Annotated in this window: 15 protein-coding genes; 7 read left to right on the forward strand and 8 right to left on the reverse strand. The window is 72.9% G+C overall.

What is annotated here, in order from left to right:
- Window positions 1-69 precede the first annotated feature (69 nt).
- A complete protein-coding gene (locus NCI01_RS09790; RefSeq protein WP_254181300.1) occupies window positions 70-1,404 on the forward strand; it encodes a coiled-coil domain-containing protein in 1,335 nt (444 codons plus the stop codon).
- A 224-nt stretch (window positions 1,405-1,628) separates the two neighbouring features.
- Window positions 1,629-2,753 (forward strand): AI-2E family transporter, encoded by a 1,125-nt coding sequence (locus NCI01_RS09795; protein WP_254181301.1) that lies wholly within the window; start codon window positions 1,629-1,631, stop codon window positions 2,751-2,753.
- Here NCI01_RS09795 and NCI01_RS09800 read toward each other — a convergent pair.
- Complete coding sequence (locus NCI01_RS09800; RefSeq protein WP_254181302.1) at window positions 2,731-3,729, reverse strand: EamA family transporter; 999 nt, start codon at window positions 3,727-3,729, stop codon at window positions 2,731-2,733. The genes NCI01_RS09795 and NCI01_RS09800 overlap by 23 nt on opposite strands.
- A 38-nt stretch (window positions 3,730-3,767) precedes the next feature.
- On the opposite strand from NCI01_RS09800, the gene NCI01_RS09805 reads away from it, so the two are divergent.
- Complete coding sequence (locus tag NCI01_RS09805) at window positions 3,768-4,304, forward strand: CGNR zinc finger domain-containing protein (RefSeq protein WP_254181303.1); 537 nt, start codon at window positions 3,768-3,770, stop codon at window positions 4,302-4,304.
- A gap of 17 nt (window positions 4,305-4,321) precedes the next feature.
- Here the strand turns inward: NCI01_RS09805 and NCI01_RS09810 are convergent, their stop codons facing one another.
- Both NCI01_RS09810 and NCI01_RS09815 read right to left on the reverse strand, forming a co-directional pair.
- Window positions 4,322-5,089, reverse strand: a complete 768-nt coding sequence (locus NCI01_RS09810; RefSeq protein WP_254181304.1) for an alpha/beta fold hydrolase — start codon at window positions 5,087-5,089, stop codon at window positions 4,322-4,324.
- A gap of 69 nt (window positions 5,090-5,158) precedes the next feature.
- Window positions 5,159-5,929, reverse strand: coding sequence for a hypothetical protein (locus NCI01_RS09815; RefSeq protein WP_254181305.1), 771 nt, complete (start codon window positions 5,927-5,929; stop codon window positions 5,159-5,161).
- Window positions 5,930-6,177: 248 nt separating this feature from the next.
- Here NCI01_RS09815 and NCI01_RS09820 point away from each other — a divergent pair, with 248 nt between their 5' ends.
- Both NCI01_RS09820 and NCI01_RS09825 read left to right on the forward strand, forming a co-directional pair.
- Entirely contained in the window at window positions 6,178-8,604 is a 2,427-nt protein-coding gene (locus NCI01_RS09820) for a LuxR C-terminal-related transcriptional regulator (RefSeq protein WP_254181306.1), read from the forward strand.
- Window positions 8,605-8,677: 73 nt separating this feature from the next.
- Window positions 8,678-9,139, forward strand: a complete 462-nt coding sequence (locus NCI01_RS09825; RefSeq protein ID WP_254181307.1) for a VOC family protein — start codon at window positions 8,678-8,680, stop codon at window positions 9,137-9,139.
- A gap of 16 nt (window positions 9,140-9,155) precedes the next feature.
- Here the strand turns inward: NCI01_RS09825 and NCI01_RS09830 are convergent, their stop codons facing one another.
- Both NCI01_RS09830 and NCI01_RS09835 read right to left on the reverse strand, forming a co-directional pair.
- Window positions 9,156-10,964: a 3-hydroxyacyl-CoA dehydrogenase family protein gene (locus tag NCI01_RS09830; protein ID WP_254181308.1), complete on the reverse strand. Its 1,809-nt coding sequence runs from the start codon at window positions 10,962-10,964 to the stop codon at window positions 9,156-9,158.
- Between the two features lie 46 nt (window positions 10,965-11,010).
- The gene (locus NCI01_RS09835) at window positions 11,011-12,105 is read right to left on the reverse strand and encodes a GNAT family N-acetyltransferase (protein WP_254181309.1); all 1,095 of its coding nucleotides are present in this window, start codon (window positions 12,103-12,105) and stop codon (window positions 11,011-11,013) included.
- A 24-nt stretch (window positions 12,106-12,129) separates the two neighbouring features.
- Here NCI01_RS09835 and nucS point away from each other — a divergent pair, with 24 nt between their 5' ends.
- Together nucS and NCI01_RS09845 are read left to right on the forward strand one after the other, a co-directional pair.
- Entirely contained in the window at window positions 12,130-12,816 is a 687-nt protein-coding gene (gene nucS, locus NCI01_RS09840) for an endonuclease NucS (RefSeq protein ID WP_254181310.1), read from the forward strand.
- 2 nt (window positions 12,817-12,818) lie between these two features.
- Entirely contained in the window at window positions 12,819-13,259 is a 441-nt protein-coding gene (locus NCI01_RS09845) for a DUF952 domain-containing protein (protein ID WP_254181311.1), read from the forward strand.
- A 31-nt stretch (window positions 13,260-13,290) separates the two neighbouring features.
- Here NCI01_RS09845 and NCI01_RS09850 read toward each other — a convergent pair whose 3' ends face one another.
- The 3 genes from NCI01_RS09850 to NCI01_RS09860 are packed head-to-tail and all read right to left on the reverse strand — an operon-like array spanning window position 13,291 to window position 16,893.
- Window positions 13,291-13,902, reverse strand: coding sequence for a histidine phosphatase family protein (locus NCI01_RS09850; RefSeq protein ID WP_254181312.1), 612 nt, complete (start codon window positions 13,900-13,902; stop codon window positions 13,291-13,293).
- Window positions 13,895-14,800 carry an FAD-dependent oxidoreductase gene (locus NCI01_RS09855; protein ID WP_254181313.1) on the reverse strand — a complete coding sequence of 302 codons (906 nt, stop codon included), beginning with the start codon at window positions 14,798-14,800 and terminating at the stop codon, window positions 13,895-13,897. The genes NCI01_RS09850 and NCI01_RS09855 overlap by 8 nt, the downstream gene beginning before the upstream one ends.
- Before the next feature lie 47 nt (window positions 14,801-14,847).
- Window positions 14,848-16,893 carry an ethylmalonyl-CoA mutase gene (locus NCI01_RS09860; RefSeq protein WP_254181314.1) on the reverse strand — a complete coding sequence of 682 codons (2,046 nt, stop codon included), beginning with the start codon at window positions 16,891-16,893 and terminating at the stop codon, window positions 14,848-14,850.
- Window positions 16,894-16,981 lie beyond the last annotated feature (88 nt).

Here is a 16,981-nt window from a genome sequence, read left to right on the forward strand (position 1 = left end):
TGTTCTTGGGAGGGCATCGGAGAGACTGGCTCCGACGCAACCGAACGACGTGAGAGAGGGTGCCTCACCATGGCTTCCGACCAGGGCCTGTCCATCTTCGACGAGCCGGAGTCCGCCGACGACAAGGCCACCTCCGCCGGTGCGGACGCGCGCGCGACCGCAGGCGAGGAGACCCAGGTGCTGCCCGTGACGCCCAAGGACGAACCCCGGCCCGAGGCCGCTCCCGCGAAGGCTGCTCCCCAGCCGGCCGCGGCTCGTCCCGCTCCGGCGTCCCGGCCGACCACCCAGCCGACGTCCCGGCCGGCGCCGTCGACGGCCCCTGGCCAGTCGACCACCCCCGACCTCGAGACGACCCGGCGCTCGCCGGTGATCCCCCCGGTCGCCCCGCACCCCGCGGTGCCCGCCGCGGCCGTCGCCCCGCTGCCCGTGGTGCGCCGCGGCGGCTACGACAAGTCAGCCGTCGACCAGCGCGTCGGCCAGCTGCTGACGGAGAAGACCGGCCTGGCGACGAGCCTCGCCAGCAGCGAGGAGCGGGTCATCGAGCTCGAGGCCGAGCTCGAGCAGCTGCGCAAGGAGGTCGCGGAGAACACCAACCCGACCTACGCCGGGCTCGGCGGTCGCGCCACGTCCATGCTCAAGATGGCCGAGGACGAGGCGGCCGACGTGCGCACCGCCGCGCGTCGCGAGGCCGACGAGATCCGCACGCAGGCCGAGCGCGACGCCCACAGCATCCGTGCCGACGCCGCGCGCGAGGCCGACGACATGCGCATGGTGCAGCTCAAGGAGCTCGACGAGATGCGCGCGCGGCTGACCGCCGACGCCGAGACCGAGCGCGGTCTCGCCAAGGCCGAGGCCGAGGACCTGCTCGCCTCCGCCCGCCGCGAGTCCGACCAGATCCGCCTCGCCGCGCAGCAGGAGACCAACGAGATGCGCGTGACCGCGACCCGCGAGGCCGAGCAGGCGCGCGCCGCTGCCGACCGCGAGGTCCAGGAGGCCCGGCGCACCCTCGCCGTCGAGAAGGAGCGGCTCACCCGCGAGGCCGCCGAGCACCACAGCAACGCCACCGCGGAGACCCAGCGGCTCGTCGCCGAGGCCGAGGCCCGTGCCGACGCCGCTGAGCAGCGGGCACGCGAGGCCACGGCCCAGGCCAACGCCCACCGCCAGCAGGCCCAGTCCGAGTCCGAGGGCCTGCTCACCCGGGCCCGGCGCGAGGCGGAGCAGATCGTCGCCTCGGCCCGCACCCAGGCCGACTCGATCGGCGCGACCCGGGTGGCCGAGGCCGAGCGCGAGCTGGCCAACATCCAGGCCGAGGTCGACCGCGCCGCCAAGCGCCGCGACGCCATCACCGCCCAGCTCGGTGCCCTGCGCGACGTGGTCGCGGGCTTCGGCGAGGACGAGTCCTGAGCTGGCGCGACCGGCTCCGGGAGCGCGTCACCTCCGGCTCCGGCAGCTCGACCGACCTCGACGGGGACGCGGACTCGCACGCGAGCGTCGCCCTCCGCAGGGCCGTTGACGACCCCGAGGAGCTGCCGCAGGCGCTGGAGGAGGTCGTCGAGCAGGTCAACGACGACGCCGACCGCGCCGAGGCCGCGGCGGACGCCGCCGAGGAGTCGGCGCGCTCCGCGTCGGTGATCGCGAAGAAGATCGACGACGCGACCGACCTGGTCGTCGACGAGGAGACGCCGGCGCCCTACGTCCCGGCCGCGCCCGCACCGGCTCCGCTGCTGCTGCGGCACTCGCCGTTCAACATCGGCTTCTTCGGCGCCCTCGGAGCCCTGATCGCGGTCTTCCTGAGCCAGCAGCTGCTCAGCATCTCGTCGATCCTGGTGCTGCTGGTGATGTCGATGTTCCTCGCGATCGGCCTCAACCCGACCGTGGAGTTCTTCATGCGCCGCGGCGTGCGGCGGGGCCTTTCGGTGCTGCTCGTGCTGGTCGTGGTGATCAGCGTGCTCTCCCTCTTCGTCGTGGCGATCGCCCCGGTCATCAGCGAGCAGATCGCCGCCATCACGCGCAACGCACCCGGCTGGCTCGACGACCTGCAGTCCAACGCGCAGGTGCAGCGGCTCGACGACAAGTACGACGTCATCGCCAAGGCACGCGACTACATCCAGAACGGCGACTTCGGCGAGCGGGTCTTCGGCGGCGCGCTCGGCGTGGGCCTGAGGGTGCTCTCCGCCGTGGCCAACAGCCTGATCGTGATCGTGCTGATGATCTACTTCCTCGCCTCGCTGCCGAGCATCAAACACGCCGCCTACTCCCTCGCGCCCGCCTCGAAGCGGCCCCGGGTCAGCGAGCTGGGCGACAAGATCATCCGCTCCACCGGCGCCTACGTCGCCGGGGCGTTCCTCGTCGCTGTGTGCGCGGGCCTGAGCACGCTGATCTTCTCGTTCGTGGTGGGTCTGGGCGACTACGCCTTCGCGCTCGCCTTCGTCGTCGGGCTGTTCTCCCTGATCCCGGTCGTCGGCGCGTTCGTGTCAGGAGCGCTCATGACGCTGCTGGCCCTGACGGTCTCCCCCACCGTCGCGCTGGTGGCGCTGGTCTACTACATCGCCTACCAGCAGGTGGAGTCCTACCTCATCTACCCGCGGATCATGAAGAAGTCGGTCGACATCCCGGGGTCGGTGACCGTGGTGGCCGCGCTCGTGGGCGGGTCGCTGATGGGCATCGTCGGGGCCCTGCTGGCCGTGCCGGTCGCCGCGGCGCTCCTGCTGCTGCACCGCGAGGTGTTCCTCAGGCGGCAGGACGCCCGCTGAGGTCACGCTCCGGCTCGGGCTCCGGCAGGGGATCGACCGCGAGCGGCGTACGTCCCTCGCCGAGCTTGACCACGACCACCCCGGCGAGCACGAGCAGGCCCCCGGCCAGCTGGACCGGACGGGGCAGCTCGCCGAGCAGCAGCCACGCCCAGATGACCGCCGCGAGCACCTCACCCAGGGCGACGAAGGACGCCAGGCGGCTTCCGAGACGGCGTCCGGCCTCGATGCCGGTGACGTAGGCGAAGGCCGCGGTGACGAGCCCGAGGAGCACGACGCTCACCCACCACGGCAGCGTGAAGCCGTCGTAGGCCGCGTCGGCGGACGAGGTGTCGAACGGCAGCACGCCGATCGCCCCGGCCGTCCCGAGCACGACGCTGGCCACGAAGAGGCCGCCGGCCGCCAGGCTGATGCCCGGCAGGCCGTTGCGCTCGTCGGCGGAGATGATGAAGTAGCTCGCCGCACCGATCATGGCGCCCAGCGCCCACAGCACGCCGACGGTGCTCAGCTCGGCCCCGGAGACGACGTCGAGCACGAGCGCCAGCCCCGCAGCCGCCAGCGCCGCCCCGAGGATGGTCAGCCCGGAGGGACGGTGGCCGTGCCGCACCCAGAGCCAGACGACCACCGCCACCGGCGCGGTGTACTCCAGCAGCAGCGCCACGCTGACCTGCATGTAGGTCACCGCGTAGAAGTAGCAGAGCTGCGCCCCGGCGACCGCCGTGATGCCGTAGACGGTGACGAGACCCGCGTTGTCGCGGAGCAGGTGCATCCGACCCCGCAGCGCGAGCAGGCCCGGCACGAGCAGGACGACGGCCGCGATCACCGTGCGCAGGGTCACCGCTGCGCCGGCGCTCCAGCCGGTGTCGAGCAGCCCGCGGGCGAGCGCCCCGGACAGGCCGAACGTCACGGCCGAGGCCACGGCGAGGAGCAGCCCGGCCGCGGTCCGGGACGATCGGGTGTCATGGGTCAAAGCCGTCACGGTCATGACCGTAGGGGCGGCCCCTGTAATGTGTCAACATGCTTTTCACAGATGACACGGACGCGGCCCTCCGGGCGGCCGTCGCCCTGGTCAACTCCACCGACGAGCCGGGTGACCCGCTGGGATCGGTCGACGACCTCTCGGCGTTCCTCGCCTCGTGGACCTACACCGGCCGGCACGACGCGACCGCCGAGGAGCTCGAGTCCGTACGCCGGCTCCGCCCCGCGCTGCGCTCGCTCCTGCTCGCCGACCGCGACGAGGCGGCGGCCATCGTCAACGACATGCTCGCGCGCGCCAAGGCGCTCCCCCAGCTCCGGCGCCACCACCACTGGGACTGGCACCTCCACGCTGTCGACCCCGACCGGCCGCTCGACGAGCGCGTGGTGGTGGAGACCGCGATGGCGATGGTCGACGTCATCCGTGCCGACGAGATGTCGCGCCTCGACACCTGTGCGGCTGACGACTGCGACGACGTCGTGCTCGACCTGTCGCGCAACCGGTCGCGGCGCTTCTGCTCGACCACGTGCGGCAACCGCGAGGCCGTCGCGGCCTACCGCGCGCGCCAGCGGGGCTGAGGGCCGGCCGACCTGCCTCAGGGCAGGAAGCGCCGCAGCACCTCGAGGAAGACCTCGGGTTGCTCGGAGTGCACCCAGTGGCCAGCCTCCTTCACGAGCACCCGCCGGTTGCGCGGGAACCGGCGGTCCATCTCGGCCGCGTAGTCGTCGGAGATGTAGTCCGAGCGGGCCCCGCCGACCCACAGCACCGGGCCGTCGTACGTCGCGTCGCCGAGCCGGTCGCCCGGCCAGCCCACCAGCTCGGCCATGTGGTCGCCGAGCAGGTCGAGGTTGACCTGCCAGTGCCAGCCGTCGTCGGTGCGCCGGAGGTTCTGGAGCAGGAAGCCGCGCACGACGCGGTTGGGCACCGCCTCCTCGAGGGCGGCCTCCGCCTGGCCGCGGTTCTCGAGGGAGCCGAGGTCGAGGGCCCGCATGGTCTCGATGTAGCCGACGAACTCCCGCCCGCTGTCGTACGCCGCCGGCGCGATGTCGACCACGACCAGCCGCTCGACCAGCTCGGGGTGCCGCAGGGCGAGGCACATCGCGATCTTGCCGCCCATCGAGTGCCCGACCAGGGCGACCGGCTCGTCGCCCAGCTCGCCCGCGACCAGGTCGGCCAGCTCGATGAAGTCGAACGTCTCGGTCCACGGCGACCGCCCGTGGTTGGGCATGTCGAGCAGCAGCACCCGGTGGTCGGCGCTGAGGGCCTTCGCCGCCTGCGTCCAGTTCCTGCCCTGGCCGAAGAGTCCGTGGCAGAAGACGACGCGGGGCCCGGACTCGCCGAGCTCGGTGCGGTGCAGGCTCACCGCACCATCCTCGCGCAGCCGGGTCAGGTGGCAGCCACCGACCCGTCGTCGGTGAGGTGGACGAGGCCGTCAGAAGTCGAAGCCGTCGAACCCGTCGAACATGCCGCCGATGCCGTCGCCGATGCCGCCGAACATGTCGCCGATGCCCTCGCCGATCGCCCCGATGCCCTCACCGAGGCCGTCGAAGCCCCCACCGAAGAGCATCCCCATGAACATCCAGTCCATCGGCGAGAAGGCACCGAAGTAGCCCTGCGCATAGGGCTGGTAGGCCCGTCCGCCCTGCCAGTAGGGGACGCGGCGCGAGCCGACCATCACCTTGCGGATGTCGGGCTCAGCACCCGCGCGCACCCGCTCGACGTCGAGGGCGCACGCCGGCACGTCGCGCTGGGCACCGCCCGGCGGGGTCCACGGCACGTCGGCGACCGACATCCCGTGACGGGGGTCGAAGAAGCACGGCGGGCGGCGCTGCGGCAGCGGCTCCCCCGCCACCCGGGCGCGCACGCAGGCCATCGCGTAGCGGCCGTCCTCGAGGATCTCGGTGACGTGCTTGACGTCCTCGGGCCTGGTGAGCGCCGCCGCGGCCGTCTTGGCCGACTCGTAGGCGTCGAGGGCGCGCTGGTAGTCGGCGTTGGCGCCGGCGTCGAGGGGCTGGCCGGCCATCTCGATGTCGAGGTCCTGCAGCTCCACGCCGAGGGCCGTGACGTCCTCCTCGGCGAGCTTCTTCACCGGCGCGACCTCGGCCTCGACCCGCGCCAGCTCACGCTTCTTGCCCGTCTTGCCCGCGGCGACGGCGACCGCGGTCAGCCCGCCGAGGACGACCAGCACGAGCACGAGTTCCATGCCCCCAGAGTACGCAGCGGCGGCAAGGTTCGGACGGTGCTCCGGCACGGCCCGGACCTGCGAGAGCAGGCCGCCCATCGACCCCCGACGATGTGCGACCTGCTCCGACAAGCGGCCGGTGGGCGGCGGGGTCATCCCCTCGTGCGACCTCGATGCCCTCGGCGTACGAGAAGACTCCCGCGAGGCGCCCGGTCCCGGCATCCGTAGTCCTACGTAACTCCTGCGCGCAGGAGCGATAGATTCAGTTCGTGCTGTCCCCCTGTCTCGGCCGCGACGACGATCGGCGCGCGCTCGACGAGGCGCTGGAGGAGTCGCGGTGGGTCACCGTGGTGGGCCCGCCCGGCAGCGGCAAGACGCTGCTCGTGCGCCACGTCGTCGCGGCGTCGCCCGCGTCCACCTCCGCGTGGGTCGACGCCCGCAACCTGCACACGATCGACGACGTGCTGGTCGCGGCCCTCGAGAGCCTCGACTCGGAGACCGCTCCCGGCGACTCGCTGACGGGCGCCCTCGGCCGGGCGGTCGACGGCCGCGCGTGCCTGCTCGTGCTCGACGGGCTCGACCTCGACACGACCGACGCCGGTCCGGTCCTCCAGGCGGTGCTCGAGGCCACCAACGACGCCCGCGTGGTGGTGACGGCGCTGACCACGGCCGGCCAGCCCGCGGAGTCCGTCGTACGCGTCGGACCGCTGCCGGTGCCGGCCCGGCTCGCTCCGCTGGAGGGGCCCGCGGTCGAGCTGTTCCTGCGCCGCATCCGCGCCGCCGGCGGGCAGCAGGTCGACCTGACGGACCAGGCGCACGAGGTACGCCGCCTGCTCCGCGCCACCGGCGGGCTGCCGCTGCTCATCGAGCAGGTCGCGGTGCAGTCCGCGCTCGTCGGGCTCAGCAACGCGATGTCGGCGGTCAGCCTCGACCAGGCCGTCGACTCCGCCCACGACCTCCTCGACGAGGCCAGCGCGGCCGCCCTGCGCCGCATCGGTCTCCTCGACTTCAAGGTCGGGCTCGGCGTGCTGGCGCACGTGCTCGACGTTCCCGTGCCCGAGGCCGCCGAGATCGCGGGCAACCTCGTGCGCCGCAGCCTGCTCGAGGTCGCCGGCCAGGGCCACTTCGACATGCTCTCGCCCATCCGCGGGCGGGCCCGCGACCTCGCCCGGCCCGACGACGTCGCCGCGGTCCGCACGGGACTGCTCGCCTGGGCGGAGGCGCACGCGCCGGCGCACGACAACTTCGGTGCGGCCGACGCCGAGTGGCTCGGTGACCTCCCGGCCATGCGGCACGCGGTGCTGATGGCCTGTGCCGAGCCCGCGACGCGCGCCCAGGGCTACTCCGTGGCCAACCGCATCTTCTCCTCGCTCTACACCTCGATGCGGGCGCGGGAGGCCGTCGAGATCCTCGAAGGGGCCCTCGCCAGCGGCGACGGTCCCCCGTCGATCGGCGCCCAGGTCGCCCGCCGGGCCGGGATCGCGGCCTCGGAGATGCGCGGCACCTACGAGGGCCTGTGGCTCCTCGACCGCTCCGACCAGCACGCGTCGTCGGCGCCGCGCCCGGAGGAGCAGCTGGCCAAGACCGCGTCGATCCGCGCGGAGATGCACCTCGACGCCGGGGACCTGGCCAAGGCCGAGGCCGAGGCCAAGCGCGCGCTCAGCCTCGACCCCGACGGATCGATCAGCCGGCAGGCCACCCGCACGCTGGCCGACGTCTACACCTCGCAGGGCCGCTTCGACGAGGCCACCCGGGCCGCGACCGACGCCATGCCGGCGCGGACCACCCGCGACGAGCGCTGGATCGGCCTGTCCGCGCGCACGCTCCTGGCCCGGATCGCCCTGGAGCAGGGCCGCATCGCCGAGGCGGTCGCCGGCACCCGCGCCGTGGTCGTCGAGGCACGCGAGCTGGCCGAGGACCGCGTCGGCCTGCTCGCCGAGACCCTGCTGCGCGACCTCGACCCGACCTGGGTGCCCACCGACGTCGTGCGCGAGACGCTGCCCTGGGCCGTCCGCCTGCCCGTGCTCGCCCAGGACGGGCGCGACCTGCTGGTCAGGGGCGACGCCCGGCGCGCGGCCGGCCTGGCCGCCGACGTCGTCGCGCTGGCGGACTCCGCCCGGCTGGGGCGCGACGGTGTCGACGCCCGCCTCCTCCTCGGGCGCGCGCTCGTCGACCTCGGCGACCTCGACCAGGCCACCACGACCTACCTCACCGCCCTCGACCACTGCCGCACCATGCGACTGCCGCTGCGCGCCGCCGACGTGCTCGACGGCCTGGCCGCGGTCGCCCGGATGCGCGACATGCCCGAGGCGCGGTCCCTCGCCGCGGCGGCCTTCGCCCTGCGCACGCCGCGCAAGGCGGTGCGCTGGGGCTACTCCGCCGACTTCGACGTGGTGCCGGCCAGCCGGGCACCCGAGGAGTGGCTCGACGGCGACGACCTCTCGGCCGACTCCGTCGCGCTGGTGACGGCCGCCTTCACCCGGACCGCCTCGACGCGACCGTCGGTGCTCGACTCCCTCACCGCCGCCGAGCGGCAGGTCGCCGAACGCGTCGCGCACGGACTGACGAGCCGGCAGATCGCCGAGGAGCTCTACGTCTCGCCGCGCACGGTCGACGCGCACCTCACCCACATCTACCGCAAGCTCGACATCAACACCCGCGCCCGGCTCGCCGCACTCGTCGTGGACAACCGCTGACCGTGTGAGGTGCCGCTGCCGGTGGCTCGCTGTCGGTGGCCCGGTGTCGGTGGGCCGGTGCAGGATGAGCGCCATGAGCCGGACCATCCAGGTGACCTTCGACGCCCACGACCCCGAGGCGCTGTCGCGCTTCTGGGCCGACGCGATGGGCTACGTCAACCCGCCGCCTCCCGGACGTGCGCTCGAGCCGGGACAGGATCCCTTCGACGCGTGGCACGACTTCCTCCGCGAGGTGGGCGTGCCGGAGTCGGAGTGGAACTCCGCGTCCGCCGCGCAGGACCCGGACGGGGACGGACCGCGGCTGTTCTTCCAGCGCGTCCCCGAGGGCAAGTCGGCGAAGAACCGGGTCCACCTCGACCTGCGGGCGGCGCCGGGGCTCGAGGGCGAGGAGCGGATGGCCGCGCTGGAGGCGGAGTGCGAGCGCCTCGTCGCCCTCGGTGCGTCACGGGTGGAGCGACACGAGCCCGCCCCGCCCATGAGCGCGGGCCACATCGTGATGACCGACCCCGAGGGCAACGAGTTCTGCCTCGACTGACCAGCGTCGAGACCGGCTACCGCGCGCTGTAGTCGCGGAAGCCGCGACCGGCCTTGCGCCCGAGGTAGCCGGCCGTCACCAGGTGCTCCAGCAGCGGCGCCGGGGCGAACCCCGGCTCACGGAACTCGAGGTAGAGCTCGCGCTGGATCGCCAGCGACACGTCGTTGCCGACCACGTCGAGCAGCTCGAACGGCCCCATCGGCAGCGCGCAGCCCTGCTTCATGGCCGTGTCGATGTCGTCCGCGGTGGCGTAGTGGGCCTCGAGCATCTTCACCGCGTCGTTGAGGTAGGGGAAGAGCAGCGCGTTGACGATGAAGCCCGAGCGGTCGCCGCAGCGCACCGCGACCTTGCCGACCTTCTCGCACAGCGCCAGCACGGTCTCGGTGACCGCCTCGTCGGTGGCGACGGTGGAGACCACCTCGACGAGCTTCATGATCGCGGCCGGGTTGAAGAAGTGCATGCCGATCACGTCCTGCGGACGCTTCGTCACCCGCGCCATCGAGATGATCGGCAGCGACGAGGTGGTGGTCGCCAGGATGGCGCCCGCCCCGCCACGACCACCCGTGCAGATCTCGTCGAGGTTCTCGAAGAGCGTGGTCTTGATCGCGAGGTCCTCGGCGATCGCCTCGACCACGAGGTCGACGTCGCGGAGGTCGTCGAGCGAGGTGGTGCCGCGCACCCGGCCGAGCACCTCGGCCTTCTGCTCCTCGGTCGCCCGGCCCCGCTGGATCTGCTTGTCGAAGTTCTTCGTGATGGTGGCGACGACGCCGTCCACCTTGTCCTGGCCGCGGCCGGTGAAGAGCACGTCGTAGCCCGCCTTGGCGAACACCTCGACGATCCCCGAGGCCATCGTCCCGGTGCCGACGACGCCCACCAGCCCGATGTCGTGGCGCAGCTGCGGCTTGTCCTCGACGCTCGGGGTCTGGGCGTCGGCGACGACCACCGGGCTGTCGGGCGCCTCGTAGGTGTAGAAGCCGCGGCCCGACTTGCGACCGAGCAGGCCCGCGGTGACGTACTGCTTGAGGATCGGGGCCGGCGCGTGCAGCCGGTCCCGGCCCTGCTTGTACATCGTGTCGAGGATCTCGTAGGCCGTGTCGAGGCCGATGAGGTCGAGCAGCGCGAGCGGGCCCATCGGGTAGCCGCAGCCGAAGCGCATGGCGGCGTCGATGTCCTCGCGCGAGGCGTACTTGCCCTCGTACATCGCGACGGCGTGGTTGAGGTAGCCGAAGAGGAGGGTGTTGGCGATGAAGCCGGCCTTGTCGCCGCAGACGACGGGGTTCTTGCCGAGGTCGACCAGCAGCGACTGGACCGCGGCCAGGACGTCGGGCTCGGTGACGACGGTGCGGATGATCTCGACGAGGTTCTGCACCGGCGCCGGGTTGAAGAAGTGGACGCCCACGACACGGCCGGGGCGGGAGTTGGCGGTCGAGATCTCGGTGACGCTGAGCGAGGACGTGTTCGTCGCGAGGACGGCGTCGGGGCGGACGATGTCGTCGAGCGCCCGGAAGATCGACTTCTTGACCTCAAGCGACTCGATGACGGCCTCGACCACCAGGTCGGCGTCGGCGAGGTCCTGCATCTCGGTGGTCAGCGTGATCCGGCCGAGCAGCTCGTCGGCCTGCTCCTGCGTCATCTTCTCGCGCTTGACCGCCCGCCCGGTGGAGTGCTCGAGGTGCTCGCGGCCGCGCTGGACGGCGGCGTCGTTGACCTCGACACCGATGACCGCGTAGCCGTTGCGGGCGAAGACCTCGGCGATGCCGGCCCCCATGGTGCCGAGGCCGATGACGCCGACGGTGGAGAACTCGCGGGTAGCCGTGTCAGTCATGGACGCATGCTCCCATGCCGCCCGCGCCCCGCGGATGTGGGAAGCGTCACTCCCCCACGGGGTCGGCAGGGCGTACGACGCGGACCTCGTCGCCTGCCCGGACCTGTCCCGGACGCACCACCCGGGCGCACAGGCCGCGCAGGCGCCGGGGCTTGCCCTCAGGTCCGTTGACGAACGCCAGCGCGTCCTTGCCGAACCGGGCGATGAACTTGCCGCAGCCGTGGTGGGGCTGGTCGGTCACCACGATCACCGCGCCCTCGGGACCGCCGATGTGCAGCTCGCTCCAGGCGGGCAGGTTGTCGTGGGACAGGTCGAGGTCGACGAACATCTGGTCGCCGGCCAGCCGCTCGCGGGAGGGGCCCTGGGCGAGGAACTCGACGACGCGGTGGTTCATCAGGTTGAGCTGCATGTCGGGGTGCGGTGAGCCGTCCGGCGTGCGACGGCTCCCCCGCTCGGCCCACGTGTCACCCACCAGGCCCTCGGTGACGTCGAGGTGGCCGACGTCGAGCACCTCGCGCGCACCCGCCGCCGGTCGGCGTACGACGGCGCGCAGCGTGCCGACGTCGCGCGGGCTCGCGTCGATCGCCGGGAGGAAGTCGGCGATCTCGTCGCGGGTGCGATGGGCACGCAGCACGCGTCGCATCCAGATCCGGCGACCGTGCCGCGACAGCCCGAGCCGCTCCTCGTCCTCGGAGATCGCGAGCTGGGACGCCGTGCGGGGCTCGTCGTCGGCGAGCTCGGTGAAGCCGTGGCGGGCGTAGAAGGGTCCGTTCCAGGCGATGTCGGCATAGGTGGTGAGGGTGAGCGAGCCGTGGCCCTTGAGCGTCGCCCGCTCGGCCGCGGCCTCGAGGAGCGCCGCCCCGATCCCGCGCCGGGCGTGGTCGGGGTGCACCGAGATCTGCGCCAGGTGGGCGTGCGACTCCAGGTCCACCACGTGCGCGAAGCCGACCGCGGGGTCGCCCGCGACCAGGATGAAGCCCGGCTCGGACGCCCGCTCGTGCCCGCTGGGGGCCGGGGAGGCCAGGGCGTCGCCGGTGAGGTCGCCCAGCACCGCCTCGAACATCGGGAGGCCGGCGTCCTCGATCGCGGCGAGCAGCGGGAGGTCACGCGCCCGCGCGGGGCGTACTGCGTGGTCGGTCACGAGGTCACTGTAGATTCGCCCGTCGTGAGGATCGTCGTCGCACGCTGCCAGGTGGACTACGCCGGACGGCTCTCGGCCCACCTGCCGCTCGCCACCCGCGTCCTGATGCTGAAGTCGGACGGCTCGGTGCTGATCCACTCCGACGGCGGCTCCTACAAGCCGCTCAACTGGATGTCGCCGCCGTGCACCGTGCGCGAGGGGGTCTCCGAGGACGGGCAGGCCGAGTGGCTGGTGACCGCGACGAAGTCCGACGACACCCTGCGCATCCTCATCGACGAGGTGCTGCACGACAGCTCGCACGACCTCGGCGTCGACCCGGGCCTGCAGAAGGACGGCGTGGAGAAGCACCTCCAGGAGCTGCTCGCCGAGCACCCCGCGACCCTCGCCGACGGCCTCACGCTCGTGCGCCGGGAGTTCATGACGGCGATCGGCCCCGTCGACCTCATGTGCCGTGACGCCGACGGGCTGTCGGTCGCCGTGGAGATCAAGCGGCGCGGCGAGATCGACGGCGTCGAGCAGCTCACGCGCTACCTCGAGCTGCTCAACCGCGACCCGATGCTGACCAGCAAGGGACCGGTCCGCGGCATCTACGCCGCCCAGGAGATCAAGCCCCAGGCGCGCGTCCTCGCCACCGACCGCGGCATCGCCTGCGCCCTCGTCGACTACGACGCGCTCCGCGGGATGGACGACGCCGAGCACCGGCTGTTCTGATCGTGCCCGAGCGCATCTTCCACATCGCGACGGCCGCGGACTGGCGGCGGGCCCTGGACACCGGGTCCTACACCACGTCGACGATCGGGCGCAGCCTCGAGGAGGAGGGCTTCATCCACGCCAGCCGGCGTGAGCAGGTGCAGGGCGTCTTCGACCGCTACTACCGCGGCGCCGGCGAGCACCTCGTGCTGCTCACCATCGACCCGGCGCGGCTCACCGCCGCCGAGGTGCGGGTCGAGCCCGTCGGCGACGACACCTATCCCCACGTCTACGGACCGATCGACCGCGGGGCCGTGGTCGACGTGACGCCGCTCGACCGGCGCGGGCGGCCCGAGACGCTCATGTCGGTGTGGGTGAAGGGGATGGCCCTGCGCATGGGGCTGGCGCTGCTCGCCATGGCCGCTCTGGCCGCCCTCCTGTGGGCGCTCGGGCTCACGCGCTGACCGACCCGGCCGTCCCCCGACCGGCGCCCGGTCAGGACAGCTGATGGCCCGCCCACGACCGGGCCACCCAGCCGTCGGCGTCGGCCTCCAGCGCGACCAGTCCGCCGTTGGGCAGCGGCAGGTCCCGGGTGTGGTCGGGCGCCAGGTTGCGCGCCAGCAGGGGCAGGACCATGCACATCACCCCGCCGTGGCTGACCACCAGCACCGACTCGCCCCGGTGCGCGTCGGCGACCTCCTCGAGGACGGCTCGGTAGCGCTCCACCACCTCGACCCCGCTCTCGCCGCCGGGGATCCGGGCGGAGAGGTCGCCGCCCAGCCAGGCCGCGAAGGTCTCCGCGAAGGGGTCGGGATCGCCCGTGGTCCCGGCCGCGTCGCCGACGCCGAACTCGCGGAGGCCCGTGCGCACCGTCACGTCGGTGCCGAGCCGGGCCGCGACGATCTCCCCGGTCTGCACGGCGCGTGACAGGTCGCTCGTCCAGACCCGCGCGATCCGCTCGCCCCGCAGGCGGTCCCCCAGCTCGCGCGACTGCTGGCGTCCGAGCGGGCTCAGCCACCCGCCGGCGTCGCTGAGCAGCTCGCTCTCGTAGTCGGCCGCGCCGTGCCGGGCCACGAAGAGCCGGGCCGCGCACTGCAGGTCAGTCATCGACGAGCTCCACGACGGCGTCCGCGCACCCCCACGAGAGGGTGACGCCCGCACCCCCGTGGCCGTAGCAGTGCACGACCGCACCCTCGCGCTCGAGGCGTACGCCGGGACGGACCGGCCGCAGCCCGACCTTGTGCCGCAGCACCCGGGCCCCCTCGAGCTGGGGGACCAGCGCCGTGGCGCGGTGGAGCACCTGGTCGGCGACGTCGGGGTCGGGCGTGCGCGACCACTCCCCCTCCACCTCGGTGCCGCCGACGACGATCTCGCGGGTGCGTGGCACCACGTAGGTCAGGCCGTCGCGGTCGAGGGTCCAGCGGTCGAGGCCGACCTGCTCCACGACGACCACCTGACCGCGCACGGGGGTCACGGACGGGTCGGCGCCGAAGTGCCGGGCGCCGAGCCCCGTGGCGTTGACGACCAGGCTGCCGTCGTCGGGCAGGGCGGACAGGTTCATCCGCGTCAGCGTGCCGCCCAGCTCGTCGACGCGTGCCACCAGCCACCGCAGGAAGACCGGCATGTCGACGATCGGGCTGACGAAGGTCCAGCCGTCGGGGTAGCCGGGCGGCAACGCAGTCTCCCGGTCGAGCGACGGCACCGCACCGCGCCACCACGGGTCGGGCTGGCGCTCGCGCAGCACCTCGGTGCCGGTGAGCATCCGCACCCCCGTCCGCTCGTCGTCCGCGAGCGAGGCGAAGACGTCGTAGGCGACCTTCCCCCACGCCGTCACCCGGTCCTGCGGGAAGGCGCGGTAGGGATACCAGAGGGCGGCGGCCACGGCCGACGTCGTCTCGAGCGGGAGGTCACGGGCGACGATGTCCACCCGATGACCGGCCTCGAGCAGCCGCACCGCGCAGGTCAGTCCGACGACCCCGGCCCCGACGACGATCACACGCCCCATGGGGGCAGTGTGTCAGCCTCCGGCGCCGGCCAGGCGGAGGTCGGGCCTCAGCCCTCCTCGTCCAGGCCGTGGGCGGCCCGGATCACGTCCACGAAGCCGCCCATGATCTCGGTCAGCCCGAAGTCCTTGGGCGTGTAGACCGCGGCGACCCCGCGCTCGATCAGCGCCCGGGCGTCGGAGCCCGGGATGATCCCGCCGACGATGACCGGGACGTCCCCGAGCCCGGCCGCCTCGAGCCCGTCGAGCACGTCGGGCACCAGCTCCATGTGCGAGCCGGAGAGGATCGAGAGGCCGACGAGGTGCACGTCCTCGGCCACGGCGGCCGCGACGATCTGCTCCGGGGTGAGCCGGATGCCCTGGTAGATCACCTCGAAACCGGCGTCGCGGGCACGCACGGCGACCTGCTCGGCGCCGTTGGAGTGACCGTCGAGCCCCGGCTTGCCGACCAGCACCCGCAGCCGGCCGCCCAGCTCCTCACCGGTCGCCCGCACCCGCTCGCGCACGGCGGCCAGCTCGGCGCCGGCCGACCCCGCGTCCGACACCGCGCCGACCGCTCCGCTGACGCCGGTCGGCGCACGGAACTCGCCGAAGACCCCGCGCAGCGTGCCGGCCCACTCCCCCGTCGTCGCGCCGGCCCGGGCCGCGACGAGGGTGGCGTGCATGAGGTTGGCGTCGGTCTTGGCCGCCGCGGCGAGCGCGTCGAGCGCCTCGCGGACCTCGGTCTCGTCACGCTGGGCCTTCCACGCCTCGAGGCTGGCCAGCGCCGCGCGCTCGGCCTCCGGGTCGGCGGCCTGGATCGCGGCGTCGAGGTCGGCGGTCAGCGGCGACGGCTCGGTGGTCTCGAACCGGTTGACCCCGACGATGACGTCCTCACCGGACTCGATGCGCGCGCGGCGGGCGGCGTGGGCGGACACGAGGTTCTGCTTCATGTAGCCCGACTCGACGGCGGCGATGGCGCCGCCCATCGCCTGGACCCGGTCGATCTCGGCGCGGGCGCCCTCGACGAGCTCTGCCACCTTGGCCTCGATGACGTGGCTGCCGGCGAAGATGTCGTCGTACTCGAGCAGGTCGGACTCGAACGCGAGCACCTGCTGGAAGCGCAGCGACCACTGCTGGTCCCACGGCCGCGGCAGGCCGAGCGCCTCGTTCCACGCCGGCAGCTGCACCGCCCGCGCCCGGGCGTCCTTGGACAGCGTCACGCCGAGCATCTCCAGCACGATGCGCTGGACGTTGTTCTCCGGCTGGGCCTCGGTGAGGCCGAGCGAGTTGACCTGCACGCCGTAGCGGAAGCGGCGCATCTTCGGGTCCTGCACGCCGTAGCGCTCGTGCGTGATCTCGTCCCACAGCTGCACGAAGGCCCGCATCTTGCAGGTCTCCTCGATGAACCGGACGCCGGCGTTGACGAAGAACGAGATGCGGCCCACGACCTTCTCGAAGTCGTCCTCGGAGACCTGGCCGGAGCTCCTGACCTGGTCGAGGACGGCGATCGCGGTGCACATTGCGTAGGCCAGCTCCTGCACGGGCGTCGCACCGGCCTCCTGCAGGTGGTAGCTGCAGATGTTGATCGGGTTCCACTTCGGGATCTCGTGGACCGTGTAGGCGATCATGTCGCCGATCAGGCGCAGCGAGGCCTCCGGCCCGAAGACGTAGGTGCCCCGGGACAGGTACTCCTTGATGATGTCGTTCTGGGTCGTGCCGGCCAGCAGGTGGGCGACCTCGTCGGGCGCGAGGTCGGGGTTCTGCTCCTCGGCGACGACCTGGTACATCGCCAGCAGCCACATGGCCGTCGCGTTGATCGTCATCGAGGTGTTCATCTCGGTGAGCGGGATGTCGGCGAAGAGCTTGCGCATCTCGCCCAGGTGCGGGACCGGTACGCCGACCTTGCCGACCTCGCCCCGGCTCAGCGGGCTGTCGGGGTCGTAGCCGGTCTGCGTCGGCAGGTCGAAGGCCACGCTGAGCCCGGTCTGCCCCTTGGCCAGGTTGGTGCGGTAGAGCGCGTTGGACGCCTCGGCCGTGGAGTGGCCGGCGTAGGTGCGCATCACCCACGGGCGGTCCTTCTGGTGGACCGCGGGCGTGGCCGGAGATTCCGTCATGGCGACACAGTAGGACGACGGTTACCCGTCAGTCACCGGCCCGCCCTGTGACTGATACCTCACCCGAAGAGGCTTGCCGAGCGCCTCG

The sequence above is a fragment of the Nocardioides pinisoli genome (assembly GCF_024199985.1).
Classification (GTDB): Bacteria; Actinomycetota; Actinomycetes; order Propionibacteriales; family Nocardioidaceae; genus Nocardioides; species Nocardioides pinisoli.